The organism is Cupriavidus gilardii (assembly GCF_008801915.1).
Taxonomy (GTDB): Bacteria; Pseudomonadota; Gammaproteobacteria; order Burkholderiales; family Burkholderiaceae; genus Cupriavidus; species Cupriavidus gilardii.
The window spans coordinates 380,381-399,013 of sequence record NZ_VZOV01000001.1 but is presented as its reverse complement, the minus strand read 5'-3'; the positions used below and the strand labels follow the sequence as shown (position 1 = coordinate 399,013).

Sequence of the window (18,633 nt, the reverse complement as noted above, 5' to 3'; positions counted from 1 at the left end):
GTAACCCTGCCTTCATCCCTGTCCCGATCTCTGCTTCCCCGCTCGCCATGACGCACGCCGACATCACCATCGCCCAGCTGGACCGCCTGAAGCGGCTCGGCACGGCCACCATCCACGAGGCGCAGGGCCAGCAAGGCGCCGTCGATCCGCGCATCGCCGCGCTCGATCCCGGTATGCGCCTGGCCGGACCGGCGTTGACCGTCGATATCCGTCCGGGCGACAACCTGATGATCCACTACGCGCTGACCAAGGCCCGGCCCGGCGACGTACTGGTGGTCGACGCCAAGGGCTTCGCCGACGCCGGCCCGTGGGGCGACGTGCTGACCTTCGCCGCGCAGACGATCGGCCTTGCCGGGCTGGTGATCGACGGCGCGGTGCGCGACGCGTCCAGCATCGTCGAGATGGGCTTCCCGGTGTTCTGCCGCGGCGTCTGCATCCGCGGTACCAACAAGCAGCAGCCGGGCAGGCTCGGCGTGCCGCTGATCGTCGGCGGCGCCGCGATCCGCCCCGGCGATATCGTGGTCGGCGATCGCGACGGCCTGGTCGTGGTGGCGCGCGAGCAGGTGGCGCAGGTCATCGAAGCCAGCGAAGCGCGCGAACGCAAGGAGCAACGCATGCGCGAGCAGCTCGCCGGCGGTGCCACCATGGTCGAGCTGCTGGAATTGCAGGACACGCTGGCGCGCTACGGCCTGCATTGAGCGAGGCCGGCGGAAGCCGCCGAAGGCGCGCGCTGCATGCGCACGCTGGTGACAAGCCCCGCCAGCGTCAGCGCACTAGCGATCAACAGCGTGGTCTGTAGCCCCGCCACATCGACCGCGATGCCGCCGAAGAACGAACCCAGCGCAATGCCGAGGTTGAACACCGACACCAGCAGCGCGGTCGCGGCCTCGATCCCGTCGATGCCGTCGGCTGCGCGCAGCATCCAGCTCTGCACCGACACTGACACCGCGCCGTACGACAGGCCCCAGCACAGCAGCAACGCCGCCCCGCTCGTCATGGTGTTGCCGAAGGTCGCGAACAGCAGCAGCGTCGCGCTCAGCGCCAGCGCGACGGCCAGCAGCGCGCGTCCCGGATGCCGCCCCGCCAGCGGCCCCGCGGCGAAGTTGGCGATCATGCCGGCCACGCCGTAGCCGAACAGCAGCACGCCGATCCAGCCGGCGCCAAAGCCCGATACCTGCTGCAGCAAGGGGCGGACGAAGGTGTAGGCCATGAAGTGGCCGGCCACCAGGAAGAAGGTGACCGTCAGGCCGAGCCGCACGCCGCGGTTGCGGAACTGCGCGCGCATTCCTTGCCGAGCGCCGCTTGCGGCGGCCGGCAGCGGCGGCAACGTCGCGATGTTCAGCACGAAGATCAGGCCGCTGCAGACCGCCATCGCGCCGAAGGCCGCGCGCCAGCCGACCAGTTCGCCCAGCCAGGCGCCCAGCGGCACGCCAACCACCGAGGCCACCGACACGCCGCCGAAGATGATCGCCGTGGCCCAGCCGACCGATGGCGCGGCCACCAGCCGCGGCGCCAGCCCGCCGGCCACGGACCAGATGCCGCCGATGCAGAAGCCCACCACCACCCTTGCGGCCAGTAGCCAGGGCAGCGTCGGCGCCAGCGCGCACAGCACGTTGGCGCCGGCCAATGCCAGCAGCAGCGCGGCCAGCAGACGCCGGCGATCGATCGAACCGGCACCCAGAACGATCAGCGGGGCAAACAGCGCGGCCAGCAGCGCGGGCGCCGACAGCATCAGGCCAGCGCTGCCGGCCGATACCTGCAGGCTCTGCGCGATTGGCGTCAGCAGGCCGACCGGCAGCATCTCGGTGGTGACGACACCGAAGGTGGCCAGGCCGACCGCGGCGACCGCGGGCCAGCGGTTGGGGGGCGTGTCGCCGGATGCCGCGGATGGACCGGCAAGAGGGGAATCGTCGAATCTTCCTTGATGGATGTCGTTCATTGGCAATCGCTCCGTCTGACGCGGTGCCGGCCCCAATTCGCCGGGCCGCCCGCGAGTCCGGCAAGCGTAATCGTTGCCAATGCGGTGATAAAGTAGCCGACTTTCGCAACACTGGGACGAATCGTGCCTAATGGGGAAGGCATCGCGCTCGATCACCTGGGCGATGTGCGCGCCTTCGTGCAGGTCGCGCAGGCGCACAGCTTCACGCTGGCGGCGCAGCGGCTGGGCATCTCGCGCTCGGCGGTCGGCAAATGCATCGGCCGGCTGGAAGCGGGACTGGCGGCCCGCCTGCTGCAGCGGACCACGCGCAGCGTCAGCCTGACCGACGAGGGCCGCCTGTTCTACGAGCATGCGGTGCGCATCCTGGCCGAGGTCGACGAAGCACACGCCGCGCTGGCCTGGCGCAACGAGGTGCCGCGCGGCCGCCTGCGCATCGATCTGCCGGTCACGCTCGGGCGCCTGCACATCGTGCCGATCCTGCACCGGTACCTGGCGCAATGGCCCGAGCTGCGGGCCGAGGTGTCGTTCTCGGACGAATACAGCGACCTCGTGCGCGACGGCATCGACCTGGCGATCCGCGTCGGCGGCGAGCACGACAGCGGGCTGATCCGCCGGGTGCTGGCCCCGCACCGGCTGGTGACCTGCGCCACGCCGGCCTATCTGGCCAGGCACGGCACGCCTGCGACGCTTGACGATATCGCGCGCCATGAGACCATCGTCTATACGCATGCGGGCATGGCACCGCCGTGGCGTTTCACCGTCGACGGCAGCGCCTGTACGCTCGCGATCGAGGGCCGCTGGCGGATGAACAATACCGAGGCGATGCGCGACCTGGCGCTGGCGGACGCGGGGCTAGTGCAGATCGCGGCCTTCCTGGTCGGCGGCGATCTGCGGGCGGGCACGCTGGTGCCGGTGCTCGAGCGGTTCACCGGCCCCGGCGCGCCGGTCTGCGCGGTCTATCCGAACCGCCGCCATCTGTCGCCGAAGGTGCGCCGGCTGATCGACGAGATCGACCGCGCGTGGGCGAACGGAGCGCCGTGGAATTGATTTCACCGTCATCCCCGCGCACGCCGGGACCCAGTGACGTTGGCTTCGGCGCAACAAGAGCCGCTGGGACTCGCTTTCGCGGGGACGACGGAGGTAGGCGTGGGAGAACGTCAGCCCTCGCCCAGCAGCCCCTGCGCATCGAGAATCGCGTAGGCGATCTCGGGATGGCGCTCCAGGCAGCGCCGGATCGCGGCGGGGATGGTTTGCCGGGTCTTCTTGCACAAGCCCAGCTGTTCTGCCAGCTCGATACTGAAGCCGCGCACGGTCCGCACGCCGTGAATGCTCGGCTCGATCGTCACCGTGATGCCGAGCAGCTCGTGCATCTTCTGCTGCATGCGGCGCAGGTCCTCGAGCGTTTGCACGTCCTCGAGCCGCGCGATCAGCCGCTTCTCCTCCTCCTTGGTCAGCCGCAGCACGCGGATGTCCGCCTGCGGATCGTCGAGCAGCTGCTCGCGCCCGCAGACACAGGCCCCGGGTGGGCATTCCTTGCGGATCGGAAACGGGGCGTTCATGTCGACGCGGATCGGGACCGGTGTTGCGCGATGATTCTGGCGTGGCGGGATGGCGCAGGCGATGCAAAGGCCGCATGGTGGCGGCGCGCCCGCAGCCGGGCATTATAGCGGCGGCGGCGATCGCCCGCGCCGGCGGCCGGGGCAGTACAATGCCGTCCGTTTCCACCGCTTACCGCCGTTCGGCGCCGCCTGCCGGCGCGGCACGGACGCTCTCCCCTCATGTCGAATCTGATCGTGCATGGCGGCACGCCGCTGCGTGGCCGCATCGTACCCTCCGCCAACAAGAACGCCGTGCTGCCGGTGCTGTGCGCCACCTTGCTGACCGACCAGCCCGTGCGGCTGCACCGGGTCCCGGACATCACCGACGTGCGCAAGATCCTCGATATCTTCCGCACGCTTGGCTCCGATGTCCGCATGGACCATGACAGCGGCACGCTGGACCTGCATCACCGCGACACCGTCTTCGATCCCGCCCGCCACCACCTGCCGGAGGAAATGCGCTCCTCGATCATGCTGGTGCCGCCGCTGCTGAGCCGCTTCGGCGTCGCGCGCCTCGAGGACAACGTCAAGGGCTGCACGCTGGGCGTACGCGAGATTGATCCGCACGTCGAGATCTTCCGGCGCTTCGGCGGCGAGGTCGAACGCGCGCAGGGCTCGCTGCTGCTCCACAGCGACGGCCCGCTGCGGCCGATCGACCATTGGCTGGACTATGCCTCGGTGACCACCACCGAGAACTTCGTGATGTGCGCGGCCGCGGCCGGTGGCACCTCGACGCTGACCAACGCCGCGTCCGAACCGCATGTGCAGGAGTTCTGCCGCTTCATGACGATGATGGGCGCGCGCATCGAGGGCATCGGCACCTCGCGCGTGACCGTGCATGGCGGCGAGAAGCTCGGCGGCGGCGAGTTCACCTTCGACGAGGACTTCCACGAGATCACGACGTTCCTCGCGCTGGGCGCGATCACCAATGGCGATGTGGTCGTGCGCAACGGCGCGCCGGCGAATTTCCCGCTGATCGATCGCACCTTCGAGAAGTTCGGCGTGCGCATCGTGCACGAGGACGGCTGGTCGCGCGCCGAGCGTTCTGGCCCGCTGCAGGTGCAGACGCCGTTCACCAGCAACGTGCTGACCAAGGTCGAGGCCGCGCCGTGGCCCTACTTCCCGGTCGACCTGCTGCCGATCTTCATCGCGCTGGGCGTGCGCGCGCAGGGCAATGCGATGTTCTGGAACAAGGTCTACGACAGCGCGCTGGGCTGGACCAGCGAGCTGTCGAAGTTCGGCGCGCATGTATTCTCGTCGGACCCGCACCGGCTGATCACCTTCGGCGGCAACACGCTGGCGCCGGCCGTGGTGGAGAGCCCGTACATCATCCGCGTCGCCATCGCGCTGTTCATGGTCGCGGCCAGCATCGACGGCCGCTCGGAAATCCGCAACGCGGCGCCGATCCGGCGCGCCCACCCGCGCTTCGTCGAGAACCTGCGCAGCCTTGGCGTGCAGGTGGAGTGGACCGACGGCGAGTAAGGCCGTCAGCGGAGACGGCCAGGGCGACGCCAGGCAGGCCGTCGGCCTTCGCCATGCAACGTGGCGGCCCGCAAGGCCGCCACGTTGCCCCTTTCGCTGCTTCGTTATTTGGCCCAGCGCAGCACCAGCGGATCGAGCCGCCGTGCGATCGCGATCAGCTCCCTGCGCGTTTCCGGATGCATCGGCGGCAGCGGGTGGCGCGGCGCCTCGCAGGCGATCACGCCGCCCTCCTTCATCAGCGCCTTGGCCGCGAGGATGCCGGCCTGCCGGTTCTCGTGGTTGATCAGCGGCAGCCAGCGCTGGTACAGCGCGAAGGCCCGATCGCCATCGCCCCGACGGTGCGCCTCGATGATCGGCCGGATGCCGTCGGGAAAGCCGCCGCCGGTCATCGCGCCGGTCGCGCCGGCCTCCAGGTCGGCCAGCAGCGTGATCGCTTCCTCGCCATCCCACGGCCCTTCCACCGCGTCGCCGCCGAGCCGGATCAGTTCGCGCAACTTGTTGGCCGCCCCCGGCGTCTCGATCTTGAAGTAGGCGACCTGCTCGATCTCGCGCGCCATCCGCGCGAGGAACGGCGCCGACAGCACGGTGCCGCTGGCCGGCGCGTCCTGGATCATGATCGGGATGCGGATCGCATCGGACAGCCGCGCATAGAACTCGTGGATCTGCGGCTCCGGCACACGGAAGGTGGCGCCATGATAGGGCGGCATCACCATCACCATCGCGGCGCCCATCTGCTGCGCGCGCAGGCTGCGCTCGATGCAGACGGCCGTGCTGTAGTGCGTGGTGGTGACGATCACCGGCACCCTGCCCCGCACATGTTCGAGCACGGTGCGCGTCAGCACCTCGCGCTCGTCGTCCGACAGCGCGAACTGCTCGGAGAAATTGGCCAGGATGCACAGGCCGTCGGAGCCGGCGTCGATCATGAAATCGATCGCGCGCTTCTGGCTCGGCAGATCCAGCTCGCCGGTTTCGGTGAAGGTGGTCGGCACCACCGGAAAGATGCCGCGATAGCGCGGCGAAGCGTAGGTGTCAGGCATGGGCAGGGCTTGTCTTATCAGCGGGGCGCGCGCGGCTCGAGCGCGGCGCGTACCACGAAGGTCATGACCACCGCGAACACCAGCATCGCGGCGAGGAAATAGAGGCCGGCGGCGAGGCTTCCGGTGGCGTCCTTGATCAGGCCGATGCCATAAGGGCCGAGGTAGCCGCCGAGGTTGGCCAGCGAATTGATGGTGGCGATGCCGACCGCGGCGCTGGCGCCGGTCAGGAACTGGCCCGGCAGCGCCCACACCACCGCCTGGATCGAATAGATCGAGAAGGCCGTCAGGCAGATGAACAGGAATTGCAGCGCCGGCGTCTGGACCCAGGCGCTGGCCGCCATCGTCAGCGCCGCCGCGCCCGATACCACGACGATGTGCCAGTAGCGCTCGCCCTTGCGGTCCGAATGGCGCGGCACGAGATACAGACCGACCACCGCGAACAGGTACGGCACCGCCGACAGCAGGCCGGTACTCCCGTCGGTCACGCCGAACTGCTTGATGATGGTCGGCAGCCACAGCGACAGGCCGTAGATGCTCAGTGGAAACGGCAGGAACAGCAGCGACAGCAGCAGCACGCGCTTGTCCTTCAGCGCCTTCAGCGGGTTGCCGTGCGACTTCAGCGCGAAGGTCTTCTGGTCCGCCGCCAGCTCGCGCTCGATCCAGGCACGGTCGCGCGCCGACAGCCATTTCGCGTCCGCCGGTGACTCCGGCACCAGCCGCAGCGTCGGCAGGCACAGCAGCACCGCGGGCAGGCCGCTGACGACGAACAGCGTCTGCCAGTTCGACATCCCGAACAGCCCCGGCGTCGACAGCACCCAGCCGGCAATCGGGCCGGTGATGATCAGCGCGATCGGCTGCGCCAGCACCAGCAGGCCGATGATGCGGGCGCGATGCCGCATCGGGAACCACTTGGTCAGGAAGTACAGGATGCCGGGATAGAGTCCCGCCTCGGCCGCGCCCAGCAGGAAGCGCAGCACGTAGAAGGTGGTGGCGTTGTGGATCAGCGCCATCGCCATCGTGATCAGGCCCCAGGTCAGCAGGATGCGCGCGAACCAGCGGCGCGCGCCGAAGCGCTCCAGCGCCAGGTTGCTGGGCACCTCGCAGAGGAAATAGCCGATGAAGAACAGCCCCGCGCCGAGACCGTAGGCGGCATCGCTGATGCCGACCGCCGCGTTCATATGCAGCTTGGCGAAGCCGACCACCGAGCGGTCGATGTAGGCCACGACATAGATCAGCGCAAGGAACGGGATCAGCTTGCGGGTCAGCATGCCGATGATCCGCGATTCGTCGGCGGCAGCGGTGTCGGTGGTGTCGTGCGGCAGCGGCACGGGCTGCGGCATGGTCTGCGGTACGGGCTGCTCCAGCCCGGCCGTGGAATGGCTGTTCATATGGGTCTCCTCACCTTGTTCTTGGAAATGGGATGGGCGTCGATGCGCGAGCCTCAGGCTGGCGCGGGCGACCCTTCCGGCTTGCCGCCGACACGGCGCCGCAGCCCGAGCGGATTGCCGTCGCGCAACGCGTCGGGCAGCAGCGCATCGGGCAGGTTCTGGTAGCAGACCGGACGCAGGAAGCGTTCGATCGCCGCGGTGCCGACCGAGGTGCTGCGCCCGTCCGATGTCGCAGGGAACGGTCCGCCATGGACGATCGCGTCGCACACCTCGACGCCGGTCGGAAAGCCATTGGCCAGGATGCGGCCGGCCTTGCGCTCCAGCACCGGCAGCAGCGCGCGGGCGGCGTCGTGGTCGTCATCGTCCAGATGCAGCGTCGCGGTCAGCTGCCCCTCGCCCTGCTGCAGCACCTCGCGCAGCTGCCCGGCATCCGCGCATTCGACCAGCACGCTGCACGGGCCGAAGCACTCCTCGGCCAGGCGTGCGTCGGCCAGCAGATCGGCGGCCCGCACGCGGAACAGGGTCGCGGTGGCGCGGCCCGGGACCCGGGCACCTTGCGCGACCGTGGCGACCGCCGGATGCGAAATCAGCCGTTCGACGCCGTCGGCATAGGCGCGCGCGATGCCGGCGGTCAGCATCACGCCGGCGGGCACCGCGGCGATCGCGCCGGCCGCGGCCGCGACGAAGCGCTCGAACGCTTCGCCGCCGACCGCCAGAACGAGGCCCGGATTGGTGCAGAACTGGCCGCAGCCCAGCGTCACCGAGGCGACGAAGTCGCGCGCCAGCGCTTCGCCGCGCCGTGCCAGTGCGGCAGGCAGCAGGATATTCGGATTGACACTGCTCATCTCGGCATACACGGGAATCGGTGCGGGCCGTGCCGCGGCGATCGCCATCAGCGCGAGGCCGCCGCGCCGCGAGCCGGTGAAGCCGACCGCCTGGATGGCCGGATGCGCGACCAATGCCCCGCCGACCGCGTGGCCGGCATCGAACAGCAGCGAGAACACGCCGTCGGGCAGCCCCGCCGCGGCCACCGCCTGCTGCACCGCACGGCCGACCAGTTCCGAAGTGCCGGGGTGCGCGGGATGGGCCTTGACGACCACCGGGCAGCCTGCCGCCAGCGCCGATGCGGTATCGCCGCCGGCGACAGAGAATGCCAGCGGGAAATTGCTGGCGCCGAACACCGCCACGGGCCCGATGCCGATACGGCGCAGGCGCAGATCGGTGCGCGGCGGCTGGCGCTGCGGCAGCGCCGGTTCGATGCGCGCGTCCCAGGCGTCGCCGCTGCGTACCAGCGCCGCGAACATCCGCAACTGGCCGGTGGTGCGGGCGCGCTCGCCTTCGAGCCGGGCGCGCGGCAGGCCGGTCTCGTCCATCGCGCGCAGGATCAGCGCATCGCCGATCGCCTCGATGCGCGCGGCGATATCGTCGAGAAAGGCGGCGCGCGCTGCATCGGGCAGCGCCCGGTAGGCGTCGAAGGCCTCGGCGGCCAGCGCGCAGGCCTGGTCGACCTCGGCGCGCGAGGCGCCGTGGAAAACGGGGTCCGCGATGGTTTCGCCGCTGACCGCATGGACCGCGTGGAAGGCCTCGCCGCTGCCGCGAAGCGCGGCGGCGCCGATCAGCAGATTGCCGGTCAATGGCATTGCGTGTGCTCCTGGTTGCCGTTCATCGGTTGCCGTGCCATCCGTGCTCAATGCGAGTGGCGCGGCACCTCGGCGCCGCGGCAGCCCACCAGGAAATCGAGATCGCAACCCTGGTCGGCCTGCAACACGTGGTCGACATAGAGGCGTTGATAGCCCCCCTCGCCCGCGCGGCTCTCTGGCTTCGGCGGCCGGAACATCTCCATGCGGTCGGCCAGCTCCTCGGTCGAGATGTCCAGATGCAGCGTGCCGGCCTCGCAGTCCAGCTCGATCCAGTCGCCGTCGCGCACCGCCGCCAGCGGGCCGCCCGCGGCGGCCTCCGGCGCGACGTGCAGCACCACGGTGCCGTAGGCCGTGCCGCTCATGCGCGCATCGGAGATCCGCACCATGTCCTTGATGCCCTGCCGCAGCAGTTTCGGCGGCAGGCCCATGTTGCCGACCTCGGCCATGCCGGGGTAGCCCTTGGGCCCGCAGTTCTTCATCACCAGCACCGAGTCCGCGTCGACCTCGAGCGATTCGTCGACGATGCGGGCCTTGTAGTGCTCCAGGTTTTCGAACACGACCGCGCGGCCGCGGTGCTTCAGCAGCGAAGGCGTCGCGGCCGACGGTTTGAGCACCGCGCCGCGCGGCGCCAGGTTGCCGCGCAGCACGCGGATGCTGCCATCCGCAATCAGCGGCCGATCGAGCGGGCGAATCACCTCGTCGTTGAAGTTCGGCGCGTCCTTGACGTTCTCCCACAGCGTCCGGCCATTGACGGTCAGCGCGCCGGGATGCGGCAGCAGGCCGCCCTCGCCGAGCCGGCGCAGCACCGCAGGCAGGCCGCCGGCGTAGTAGAACTCCTCCATCAGGAAGCGTCCCGACGGCATCAGGTCGACGATGGTCGGCGTATCGCGGCCGATACGGGTCCAGTCCTCGAGTTCGAGCGGCACGCCGATGCGGCCGGCGATCGCCTTCAGATGGATCACCGCATTGGTCGAACCGCCGATCGCCGCATTGGTGCGGATCGCATTCTCGAAGGCCTCGCGCGTCAGGATCTTCGACAGGCACAGCCCTTCCTTTGCCATCTCGACGATGCGGATACCGGACATGTGGGCCAACACGTAGCGCCGCGCGTCGACCGCCGGAATCGCCGCGTTGTGCGGCAGCGTGGTGCCGAGCGCCTCCGCCATGCAGGCCATCGTCGACGCGGTGCCCATCGTGTTGCAGGTGCCGGCCGAGCGCGACATGCCGGCTTCGGCCGACAGGAAATGGTGCAGGTCGATCTCGCCGGCCTTCAGCGATTCGTGCAGCTGCCAGACCGCGGTGCCAGAGCCGATGTCCTTGCCATCGAGCTTGCCGTTGAGCATCGGGCCGCCGCTGACGACGAGCGCCGGCACGTCGCAGCTGGCCGCGCCCATCAGCAGCGCCGGCGTGGTCTTGTCGCAGCCGGCCAGCAGCACGACGGCGTCGACCGGATTGCCTCGAATCGCTTCCTCGACATCCATCGCCGCCAGATTGCGCGTCAGCATCGCGGTCGGCCGCAGATTCGATTCGCCATTGGAGAACACCGGGAATTCGACCGGAAAGCCGCCGGCTTCATAGACGCCGCGCTTGACGTGCTCGGCCAGCTTGCGGAAATGCGCATTGCATGGCGTCAATTCCGACCAGGTATTGCAAATGCCGATGATCGGCCGGCCATCGAATTCATGATTGGGAATGCCCTGGTTTTTCATCCAGCTGCGGTACATGAAGCCGTTCTTGTCGGCGGTGCCGAACCATTGGGCGGAGCGGAGCTTGGGTTTTGAATCCGGCATGGAAATTCCTGAGTGCGGCGGGACGAACGCCGGCCCGCGGCATCGGCCGCGCGGCGGGGACGTCATCGGGATTGGGGCAGCTGAGGGTGTCTCCTGGCTGCGTCGCGCCTCGGGGGCGATCGGTTTTGTTTTCGACAGGCGGCAGTGTACAAACCGATCGGATATCCTTCTAATGAAAATTCACGCCATTGCGATATCGAATCAGATATCCGTGTTAACCCGATGCCGACTTCCCCGCCCTGGTATATCCGCGCCCGCCTGAAAACCCGGCAGTTGCTGTTGCTGGTCGCCTTGGCCGAGGAGGGCAATATTCATCGCGCCGCGGCGGTCCTGAACATGACGCAGCCGGCGGCATCGAAGCTGCTGCGCGAACTCGAGGAAATGCTGGGCGTGCCGCTGTTCGAGAGGCTGCCGCGCGGCATGCGGCCCACGCTGTATGGCGACGCGATGATCCGCCATGCGCGCGCCGTGGTCGGCAGCCTGGACCAAGCCCAGCAGGAAGTGATGGGGCTGCGCGCCGGCCGCCTCGGCCATGTCGCGGTCGGCGCGATCACCTCGCCCGCGGTCAAGCTGCTGCCGCCCGCGGTGGCCGAGCTCAAGCGCGACAATCCCGGGCTGCGCGTCTCGCTGGAGATCGAGAACAGCAACGTGCTGCTGGAGCGCCTGGCGCAGGACAAGCTCGATCTGGTGGTGGCCCGGCTGTTCGCCGAGCATGACAAGCTGCAGCTGCGCTACGAGCCGCTGGCCGGCGAGCCTGTCTGCGTGGTGGCCCGCCGCGGCCATCGGCTGCTGGACGCCCCGGCGCTGTCGCTGGCCGATCTGGAAACGGCCACCTGGATCGTGCCGCCGGCCGGCAGCGTGCTGCGCCATCGCTTCGACCTGATGTTCCAGCGCGCCAGCCTGATGCCCCCGACCAATGTGGTCGAAACCGCGGCGCTGCTGTTCGTCACGCAGATGATCGAGCAGAGCGACATGCTGGCGGTACTGGCCGCCGATGTTGCCGAGTACTATGCGCGGCACGGCATGGTCGCGATCCTGCCGCTGGACGTGCCCTGCCATATGGACGACTTCGGCATCATCACGCGCACCGACCGGCTGCTGTCGCCGGCCGCGACGCTGATGGTCGAGGCGTTACGCGAGGCCGGCCGCGCCGTCTATCCGGGCGACCTTGGCCGCGGCGCCAGCGACCGGCGCTGAGCCCCTGCCGCTTTCGAAGGCCCCGCACGCATCGAAGACCGACCTCATGGCACGACACCGTCACGCAATGGAATTGCCGTCGATCGGCGAGCTGGACCGCTCCGCGGGACAGCTTGCCAGGCAGCTGTCGAGGCTGTTGCGCGAAGCGATCCGGCGGGGGGAACTGAAACCGGGCGAGCTGCTGCCCTCGACGCGCCATCTGGCAAGCTCGCTGGGCGTCTCGCGCGGGACCGTGCTGGAGGCGTTCGAGCAGCTGATCGCCGAGGGCTATCTCGAAGCGCAGGCCGGCGCGGGCACCCGGGTCGCGACGGCGTTGGCCGATGGGCCTGATGACGGGCGCAATGATGGGCGCAATGACGGGCCGAACGATCGCCCGCATCATCGCCCGACGACCCGCACACCGGCCCGCGATGTCCACGAACCCGCCGCGCCCAGGCAGTTCAGCACGCGGGCCACGGCGTTTGCCGAACTTGGGCGGCAATTCTCTCCGCTGCCCCCGGTGCCGTTCGCGGTCTCGGTCCCGCTTGGCCCCACCGCGCCGGACGACGTCTGGCGCCGCCTGGGCAATCGCACGCGGGCATTGCGTGCAGCCGCGCCGTCCGGTTACGACGATCCGCAAGGCGTGCCAGCGCTCCGGTCGGCGATCGCGGATTACGTGCGCCGCTCGCGCTCGGTGCATTGCACGCCGGAACAGGTGATCGTCACCACCGGCACGCAGCAAGGTCTCTACCTGTCGTGTCAGGTACTGCTCGATGCCGATGATCTGGCGTGGGTCGAGGACCCGGCCTACCGCGGCATCACCGGCATTCTGGAGAGCACCGGGCACCAGCGCGGCATGGTGCGCGTACCGGTCGACGAGGCTGGTATCGACGTCGAGGCAGGACGCGCGATGGCCGAGCACGCACGCGCGGCGTTCGTCACGCCGTCGCATCAGTATCCGCTCGGCATGCCGTTGAGCATGGCCCGAAGAAACGCGCTGCTGGCGTGGGCGCGGGCCACCGGCGCGTGGATCGTCGAGGACGACTATGACAGCGAGTTGCGCTACGTCGGCCATCCTTTTCCCTCGTTGCAGGGACTCGCGCCCGAGCTCGTCGTCTATCTGGGGACCTTCAGCAAGATCCTGTTCCCTTCGCTGCGGCTTGGCTATGCCATCGTTCCGCCGCCGCTGGTGCCGGCATTCTGCGGCGCCCGCGTGCTGATCGACCGGCACTCTCCCAGCGCCGACCAGCATGTGGTGGCCGCCTTCATCGACGAAGGACACCTGGATCGGCATATCCGCCGCGTGCGGCTGGTCTATGCCGACCGGCGCCAGCACCTGATCGCCGCCATCGCACGCTGGATACCGGACGAGTTGGCGTGGCTGCAGCCCGGGGACCAGGGCATGCACCTGGTGCTGTGGCTCGCCGAAGGGACCGACGATCAACGGATCGCGTCGCTGGCGATCGAGGCCGGCGTATCGGTCAGGCCCGTGTCGCCGATGTACTCGGCCACCAACGCGCGGCCGGGCCTGGTGCTGGGACTCGGCGGCTATAGCGACGACCAGATCGACGCGGCGGTGAAGACGCTGGCGAAGGTATTGACGTCGGCGGCCCGAAGCCGCGCCGCATCGCGCGCCGGCTGAAGAGCGGACACCGGCATTGGGATGGGATCGCCCCGGAATACTGGTCCATTCGAATTCCATCAAATTGGCTCTTCCTGCCGGCCGCCGTCGGACCGATGATCGAGCCGTCGCCGACGTTCGCGCGGCGCAACGGTCAACCCCATCGGAATTCGAGGCCATGTACATCCCATCCCATTTCGAAGTACAGGACGTCGAGGCACTGCATCGGCTGATCCGCGAGCACCCGTTCGGGATGCTGGTCACCCATGGCACCAATGGCCTGGACGCCAACCATCTTCCGTTCGAACTGGACCTTTCCGCGGGGACCAACGGCACGTTGCGCGCCCATGTCGCCCGGGCCAATCCGGTATGGCAGCACGCAGGGAACGGCGACGAGGTGATGGTCGTGTTCCGCGCCGAGGATGGGTACATCACGCCAACCTGGTACCCGAGCAAGCACGAATCGCACAAGCAGGTGCCGACCTGGAACTACCGGGTCGTTCATGCGCACGGCAGGATCACGATCCGCGATGAGGAGCGGTACGTCCGAGGCGTCGTGGCCCGGCTGACACGAGCGCACGAGGCTTCGCAGCCGGCGCCGTGGAAGATGACGGATGCTCCCGCCGACTATATCGATACCATGCTCAAGGCCATCGTCGGCATCGAGATCGACATCACCCGGCTGATCGGCAAGTTCAAGCTGAGCCAGAACCGCGAGCTGCGGGACAAGCTCGGCGCCGCCGAGGCGCTGAAGCAGCAAGGCGACGCCACGCTGGGCCAGGCGATGCTCGATGCCATCGCCGAGCGCCGCGACGACGACGGCCGATAGCGGCGGCGGCGACGGAGAACGGCATGGAACCCCTCGACTACCGCAAGTTCCGCACGCTCGACCTGAACCTGCTGGTGGCCTTCGACGCGCTGGCGAGCCAACGTTCCGTCAGCGGCGCGGCGCGGCAGCTGTTTCTCGGCCAGCCCGCGGTCAGCCATATGCTGGCGCGGCTGCGGCGGCTGTTCGACGACCCGCTGTTCGTGCGCGGCGCCAAGGGCATGGAACCGACCGCCAAGGCGCTGGCGCTGGTCGAACCGGTCCGCGCGCTGCTGAACGAGGCCTACGGGCTGGTGCGGCCCGCCGGCGAGTTCGATCCGTCGTCGACACAGGCGCGCCTGTGCATTGCGCTGCCGGCGCCATTGGAGGCGATGCTGCTGCCGGTGCTGTGCGCCGCGCTGGCCCGCGAAGCGCCGTCGATCCAGCTGGCGTCACGCGCGATGCCGGCCGCGCGCATGCCGGACGCCCTCGACGCGCGCGAGATCGATCTGGCGGTCACCGGCGTGCCGCTGGCGACGAAGGACTGGCACCGCAGCGCCGACCTGCATCGATGTCATCTGGTCTGCGCCCACGCGCCGGCGCAACTGCCGCTGCCGGCGAGCATCGGCGCCGAAGAATTGCGGACGTTGCAGGCGATCGGCCTGTCCCATGCAATCGAACTTGGCTCGGGCGGCAACGCCTTTCTCGGGCAGGTCAAGCACAACGGCGCGATGCCGACCGAAGTCGAGAGCCTGCTGACGCTGAGCCGTCTGCTGCAGACCGCACCGGTGGTTGCCGTGCTGCCCGCGCTGGTCGCGCCGTTGATCCTGGCGCAAGGCGCGCTGGTCTGCGTGCCGGTGCAAGGCACCGAAGAGACGGTCGCGATCCGTCTGCACTGGCACAGCGGCGCCGACGGCGATCCGGTGCATCGTTACGTCCGCCGGCACCTCGCCGACGCGTTCGCCGCGATGCTTGGACAAGGCCAAGGCTGATGCCTCTCACGCGCCCGCCGCAGCGGGCGCGGTCCCCATCGAAACGCCGCATGGGGGCCATCGAATCGTTCGATTTCCGCTGCGTGAAGGCCCTGCCTATAGTCGTGCCACTTCCACCACGAGGCGGCATGCAACGATGCCGGGCCAACGATGACTTTCCGGTTCTACCCCAGTTCGATCGCGCTGGCGATCGCGGCGGCCGCACTGTCCGGCTGCGCTACCAGGCAAGGCGATGTCGACAGCGATGGCGGCGGCGACGTCCGCCCTTCCTCCACGCCGGCGCCCATCGGCATGAGCCTGGGCGATATCAATCATCGGCATCCGATGCTCGACGACAGGCCGGTGCCACGGTCCGGCGTACGCCTGAACGATTCCTTCGTCGATCGCTAGGCAGCGGAGCGAACCCATGGCGACCCAGGCAAGGAGTCCCGCTTCGTCGCGGGGGCCATCGCGGCGAGCGCTGCTGGTCTCGCTGACGATCGCCGGCGCGCTGCTGGCAGGCTACGGCGGCTATCGCTGGTGGCAGCACCGCCAGCACACGGTCACCAGCGACAACGCCTATGTGCGCGCCGACGTCACCGCGGTGGCGCCGCGCGTGGCCGGTTATGTGCGTGCCGTCGCCGTCGACGACAACCAGCGGGTACGCGCGGGCGACGTGCTGTTCCGCATCGACGACGCCGACTATCAGGCTCGCGTGGGCCAGGCCGAGGCCGATGTGCAGGCGCGCCGCGCCGCGCTGGCGACGCTCGAGCGCCAGCATCGGCTGCAGCAGGCGCAGATCCGGCAGGCACAGGCGACGCTGCGCATCCGGCAGTCGGCCACGCACCGCGCGGCGCTCGATCACCGGCGCCACGCCTCGCTGCTGGAAGTCCATGCCAGCAGCCGCCAGACCTATGAGCTGGCGCGCGCCGAGGCCGAACAGGCGGCGGCCGCCGAGCAAGGCGCGCTAGCCCAGCTCGATGCCGAGCGCCGCCGGCTGGACGTGATCGCCGCGCAGGTCGACGAGGCCCGGGCCGCCGAGGCGGCCGCGATGGCACGGCTGGAGCTGGCGCGCATCGACCTGGGCAATACCGTGGTGCGTGCGCCGGTCGACGGCGTGGTCGGCAATCGGCAGATTCGCGTCGGCCGCTACGTGCAACCCGGCACGCAAGCGCTGGCGCTGGTACCGGTCGAGACATCGTGGGTCGTCGCGAACCTGAAGGAGACCGAGCTGCACCGCATCCGCGTCGGCAGCCCGGTACGGATCGAGCTCGATGGCTATCCCGGCGTGCCGATCGACGGCACCGTCGTCAGCGTCTCGCCGGGCAGCGGCGCGCAGTTCGCGCTGCTGCCGCCGGACAACGCCACCGGCAACTTCACGAAGATCGTGCAGCATGTGCCGGTCAAGATCATGCCGACGCGCGGCGGCCCGCTGCACGGGAAGCTGGTACCCGGACTGTCCGCGGTGGTGTCGATCGATACGCGGCCGGGCGCGGCGGCGTCGGCCACTCCGGCCGCACGGCAGGTCGCCCGACAACTTCCGCGGGGACTCGCGCAGGGACCTACGCAGGGACTGACGCAGGGTCTGACGCAGGGTCTGACGCAGGCCAGATGATGGACCCGCGCTTTGCCACGCTGCTGGGGGCGGTGACACTGCTCGCCCTGACCGACGCCATCAATGGCACGCTGATGATGGTCAATCGCGCCCATTTCGCCGGCGGCTTGCATGCAACGCTGGACGAGGCGGCGTGGATCAACATCCTCTACTTCGCGGCGAAGCTGGCAGGGTTCGTGATCGCGGCCGCGGTCGCGCGCCGCTTCGGCGAGGCAGCCGTGCTGCGGTGGTCCGGGGTACTGCTGGTGGCATCGACCGCGGCCGCATCGCTGCCGCTCGATCTGGCGATGCTTGGCGCGTGCCGCTTCGTGCAGGGGGCGAGCGCCGCGCTGATGCTCGCCACCGCGCAGGCGCTGCTGTTTCGCGATGCGCCGCCGCGCTGGACGCCACTGAGCCAGGCGGTGTTCGCGCTGGCGACCGTGATGGCGCCGACCACGCTGGCACCGCTGGCGCAGGGATGGGTCACCGATCATGGCTCCTGGCGCCTGGTGTTTCTGGCCGGCGTGCCATTCGGGCTGTCGGGCATCGGGCTGGCCTGGCTGGTCCTCGGTCGCGAGCCCGCTGACCAGCGGGGCGACGTGGGCAGCGCGGCGCTACCGCGCGCGCTCGATCCGGTCGGTATCGCGCTGCTGACCGTCACCTCGATCGCCACCGTATTCGTGCTGCAGGAAGGCAATCGCCACGACTGGCTGCACTCGCCGCCGATCGTGCAGGCAGCACTGCTGGCCGGGGCGGCGCTGTCGCTGACGGCATGGCGCCAACACCGGCGCGATGGCGGGCGCTGGCTGCAGGCGCAGCTGTTCCGCGATCCGCATTTCGCGTTCGGCTTCTGCGTCAGCTTCGTGGCCGGCTTCGCGCTGTTCGGCAGCGCCTTCCTGCTGCCCGCCTTTGCACTGAACGTGCTGCGGCTCAGCCCGACCCATGCGGGCGATCTGCTGACATCGAGCGCCGCCACCGCGTCGCTGGGGCTGCTGGCGGGCGGCGCGCTGGCGCAGTACACGCGCGTGGCGCCGTTCAAGCTGATCCCGCTGGGCATCGTGCTGTTCATGCTGGCGATGGGCATGCTGTCGTACACGACCGCGTACAGCGGCCTGCCGGACATGACGCCGCCATTGCTGATCCGCGGCTTCGGCCTCGGGCTGATGTTCCTGTCGCTGACGCTGGTCACGCTGGGGGGACTGCCGGTGCAATTCGCCTGCCAGGGCGCCGCGCTGTTCAACTTCGGCCGGCAGTTCGGCGGGCTGATCGGCATCGCCTTCCTGCAGACGTATCTGCATCATCGCCATGGCGCCGCGCGCAGCGCGCTGGTGCAGACGCTGCCGGTCGGCGTGGACGCCCCGCTCGCCGCGGCATCGATGGAATCGCCGTTGCAGCAGGCGCTGTCGCACGCCGACCCGACCGTGGCGATGGCCGCCACGCTGGAACCGCTGCTGGAACGGCAGGCAGGCGCGCTAGCCTTCAATGCGGGCTTCCTGTCGCTGGCGCTGCTGTTCGTCGTGGCGATTCCCGTGCTGCTGGCGATCAAGGCGGTGCTCGCCCGCCGCGCCGGCGGTACCGCCGCGCATTGACGG

General features: G+C 69.4%; 16 protein-coding genes. 10 read left to right on the top strand and 6 right to left on the bottom strand.

Annotated features, from left to right (window positions below):
- The first annotated feature begins 47 nt into the window (after positions 1-47).
- Complete coding sequence (locus F7Q96_RS01710) at positions 48-698, top strand: 4-carboxy-4-hydroxy-2-oxoadipate aldolase/oxaloacetate decarboxylase (protein WP_053824048.1); 651 nt, start codon at positions 48-50, stop codon at positions 696-698.
- Here the strand turns inward: F7Q96_RS01710 and F7Q96_RS01705 are convergent.
- On the bottom strand, positions 683-1,939 hold the full coding sequence (locus F7Q96_RS01705; protein WP_082371763.1) for an MFS transporter: 1,257 nt from the start codon (positions 1,937-1,939) through the stop codon (positions 683-685). The two genes, F7Q96_RS01710 and F7Q96_RS01705, sit on opposite strands and share 16 nt — an antisense overlap.
- A 123-nt stretch (positions 1,940-2,062) precedes the next feature.
- Here F7Q96_RS01705 and F7Q96_RS01700 point away from each other — a divergent pair, with 123 nt between their 5' ends.
- The gene (locus tag F7Q96_RS01700; protein ID WP_211923491.1) at positions 2,063-2,986 is read left to right on the top strand and encodes a LysR family transcriptional regulator; all 924 of its coding nucleotides are present in this window, start codon (positions 2,063-2,065) and stop codon (positions 2,984-2,986) included.
- Between the two features lie 110 nt (positions 2,987-3,096).
- Here the strand turns inward: F7Q96_RS01700 and F7Q96_RS01695 are convergent, their stop codons facing one another.
- Positions 3,097-3,498: a hypothetical protein gene (locus F7Q96_RS01695; RefSeq protein WP_053824049.1), complete on the bottom strand. Its 402-nt coding sequence runs from the start codon at positions 3,496-3,498 to the stop codon at positions 3,097-3,099.
- Positions 3,499-3,717: 219 nt separating this feature from the next.
- Between F7Q96_RS01695 and F7Q96_RS01690 the strand changes: the two genes are divergently transcribed.
- Positions 3,718-5,019 carry a UDP-N-acetylglucosamine 1-carboxyvinyltransferase gene (locus F7Q96_RS01690; RefSeq protein WP_053824050.1) on the top strand — a complete coding sequence of 434 codons (1,302 nt, stop codon included), beginning with the start codon at positions 3,718-3,720 and terminating at the stop codon, positions 5,017-5,019.
- 104 nt (positions 5,020-5,123) lie between these two features.
- On the opposite strand, the gene F7Q96_RS01685 is transcribed toward F7Q96_RS01690, so the two are convergent.
- The 4 genes from F7Q96_RS01685 to F7Q96_RS01670 form a co-directional block, all read right to left on the bottom strand.
- Positions 5,124-6,056 (bottom strand): dihydrodipicolinate synthase family protein, encoded by a 933-nt coding sequence (locus F7Q96_RS01685; protein ID WP_053824051.1) that lies wholly within the window; start codon positions 6,054-6,056, stop codon positions 5,124-5,126.
- A 17-nt stretch (positions 6,057-6,073) separates the two neighbouring features.
- Entirely contained in the window at positions 6,074-7,396 is a 1,323-nt protein-coding gene (locus F7Q96_RS01680; RefSeq protein WP_053824648.1) for an MFS transporter, read from the bottom strand.
- 101 nt (positions 7,397-7,497) lie between these two features.
- Complete coding sequence (locus tag F7Q96_RS01675; RefSeq protein WP_053824052.1) at positions 7,498-9,084, bottom strand: aldehyde dehydrogenase (NADP(+)); 1,587 nt, start codon at positions 9,082-9,084, stop codon at positions 7,498-7,500.
- 47 nt (positions 9,085-9,131) lie between these two features.
- Positions 9,132-10,874, bottom strand: a complete 1,743-nt coding sequence (locus F7Q96_RS01670) for an IlvD/Edd family dehydratase (RefSeq protein WP_053824053.1) — start codon at positions 10,872-10,874, stop codon at positions 9,132-9,134.
- A gap of 222 nt (positions 10,875-11,096) precedes the next feature.
- Between F7Q96_RS01670 and F7Q96_RS01665 the strand changes: the two genes are divergently transcribed.
- The 7 genes from F7Q96_RS01665 (at position 11,097) to F7Q96_RS01635 (ending at position 18,630) form a co-directional block, all read left to right on the top strand.
- Entirely contained in the window at positions 11,097-12,071 is a 975-nt protein-coding gene (locus F7Q96_RS01665; RefSeq protein WP_053824054.1) for a LysR family transcriptional regulator, read from the top strand.
- 46 nt (positions 12,072-12,117) lie between these two features.
- Positions 12,118-13,692: a MocR-like pyridoxine biosynthesis transcription factor PdxR gene (pdxR, locus tag F7Q96_RS01660; RefSeq protein ID WP_151021940.1), complete on the top strand. Its 1,575-nt coding sequence runs from the start codon at positions 12,118-12,120 to the stop codon at positions 13,690-13,692.
- A gap of 157 nt (positions 13,693-13,849) precedes the next feature.
- Entirely contained in the window at positions 13,850-14,500 is a 651-nt protein-coding gene (locus F7Q96_RS01655; protein WP_053824055.1) for an FMN-binding negative transcriptional regulator, read from the top strand.
- Between the two features lie 23 nt (positions 14,501-14,523).
- The gene (locus F7Q96_RS01650) at positions 14,524-15,468 is read left to right on the top strand and encodes a LysR family transcriptional regulator (protein WP_053824056.1); all 945 of its coding nucleotides are present in this window, start codon (positions 14,524-14,526) and stop codon (positions 15,466-15,468) included.
- A 150-nt stretch (positions 15,469-15,618) separates the two neighbouring features.
- Complete coding sequence (locus tag F7Q96_RS01645; RefSeq protein ID WP_053824057.1) at positions 15,619-15,858, top strand: hypothetical protein; 240 nt, start codon at positions 15,619-15,621, stop codon at positions 15,856-15,858.
- 16 nt (positions 15,859-15,874) lie between these two features.
- Positions 15,875-17,062: an HlyD family secretion protein gene (locus tag F7Q96_RS01640; protein ID WP_053824058.1), complete on the top strand. Its 1,188-nt coding sequence runs from the start codon at positions 15,875-15,877 to the stop codon at positions 17,060-17,062.
- Positions 17,059-18,630: an MFS transporter gene (locus tag F7Q96_RS01635; protein WP_053824059.1), complete on the top strand. Its 1,572-nt coding sequence runs from the start codon at positions 17,059-17,061 to the stop codon at positions 18,628-18,630. Before F7Q96_RS01640 ends, F7Q96_RS01635 begins: the two co-directional genes overlap by 4 nt.
- The last annotated feature ends 3 nt before the right edge of the window (positions 18,631-18,633 follow it).